Source organism: Methylocapsa palsarum (genome assembly GCF_900114285.1).
GTDB classification, from domain to species: Bacteria; Pseudomonadota; Alphaproteobacteria; order Rhizobiales; family Beijerinckiaceae; genus Methylocapsa; species Methylocapsa palsarum.
Map to the genome: position 1 here is coordinate 1 of NZ_FOSN01000065.1, position 1,728 is coordinate 1,728.

General features: G+C 61.9%; 1 protein-coding gene and 1 pseudogene. Both read left to right on the forward strand.

Annotated features, from left to right (window positions below):
* Positions 1-253 (forward strand): annotated as a pseudogene (locus BM177_RS19280) (arylsulfatase); the annotation flags it as partial.
* Positions 254-280: 27 nt separating this feature from the next.
* The coding region (locus BM177_RS19285) for an arylsulfatase B (protein WP_091686915.1) at positions 281-1,728 on the forward strand (1,448 nt) is incomplete at its 3' end.

The window sequence follows — 1,728 nt, forward strand, 5'->3', positions numbered from 1 at the left end:
GCCCGGCAGACACAAGATCACCGTGAACACCAAAATCGCCAAACCCGCCGCGGCAGCCGACGTCGTGATCGCGGTCGACGGCGCCGAGGCGTTGCGCATTCCGGTCAAGCGAACGGTCGCGGGCGCCTTTTCCGCGAGCGAAACGTTCGACGTCGGCGTCGATCTCGGCTCCCCCGTGTCGCTTGACTATTTCGAGCGGGCGCCGTTCCCCTTCAGCGGCAAAATTGAGACCGTCAACGTCGAGCTGCGCTAGCGCGGCGGCGCGCCGAGGGAGGAAGTTATGATCCGCTACGTCCAGGCGCTTGCCTGCGCCGTCCTCCTTTCGGCGGCTCTCGCCTTCGCGGTGAAAGCCGATCCCGCCCGGCCGAACATCATCTTCATCATGGCCGATGATCTTGGCAACGCCGATCTCGGCTATCGAGGCGGCAAGATCGAAACGCCTAACATCGACAAACTGGCGGGCGAAGGCGTCCGGCTGGAATCGTTCTACGGCCAGCAGGTTTGCACGCCCTCACGCGCGGCGCTGATGACCGGGCGCTATCCGATGCGCTACGGATTGCAGACGCTGGTGATTTTCCCAAGCCACACCTATGGCCTGCCGATGGACGAGCGCACCTTGCCGCAAGCCCTTAAGGACGCGGGCTACAATACCTTGATGGTCGGCAAATGGCACCTCGGCCACGCGGACAAAAAATATTGGCCGCAAAATCGCGGCTTCGATTATTTCTACGGGAACGTCGTCGGCGAGGTCGATTATTTCACGCGAGAGCGCGGCGGTTTGATCGACTGGCAGCGCAACGGAAAGTTTCTGGCTGAGAAGGGCTATTACACCGACCTCATCGGCGATGAGGCGGTGAAACTCATCGATCATCAGGACGGCAAAAAACCGTTCTTTCTCTATTTTGCCTCGCTCGCGCCGCACGCGCCATTCCAGGCGCCCGAGGCCTATCTCGAAAAATACAAATCCATCGAGGACAAGCAGCGGCGGACCTATTCCGCAATGATTACCGATCTCGACGCTCAAATCGGGCGCATCGTCGCCGAACTCAACAAGAAGGGTCTGCGCGACAACACAATCATCCTTCTTGCGAGCGACAATGGCGGCGCGTTGAGCGGACTCTTCGCAAGCGGCTCAAAAAGCAAGGAGGAGCGTGCGCATGAGGAGGGAGGCATCGACCAGAGCGCCAAGGCGCCGGCATCCAACGCGCCGTTCCGGGGCGGCAAGGGTTCGCTGTATGAAGGCGGCGTCCGGGTCCCGGCCATCGTGAACTGGCCTGGTAAGCTCAAGCCCCGAGTCGTGAACGATCCAGTGCACATGGTGGACGTCATGCCGACGCTGCTGAATTTGGCCGGAGCCAAAGGCGATGCCGGACATCCGTTCGACGGCAGGGATCTTTGGGCGACCCTCGCCGAGGGAAAGCCGAGCCCCAACGAGGATGTGCTGATCAACGTCGAGGCGTTCCGCGGCGCCGTCCGCAAGGGTGACTGGAAGCTCGTCAAGGTCGCGCTGCTGCCCGGAAAGACGGAGCTTTTCGATCTCGCGAGCGACCCCGGCGAGACCACGAACGTCGCCGACGAGCATCCGGAAATCGTCAAGGATCTCGAAGCGCGGCTGATGGCGTACGCCAAGCAGCAGAAGCCCAGCGAATGGATCAAGGCGCAGCCGGCCTTCGTCGGCGAACAGGGCAAGACGGTGTTGGACCCCGACTTCGACATCGACGACGGCGG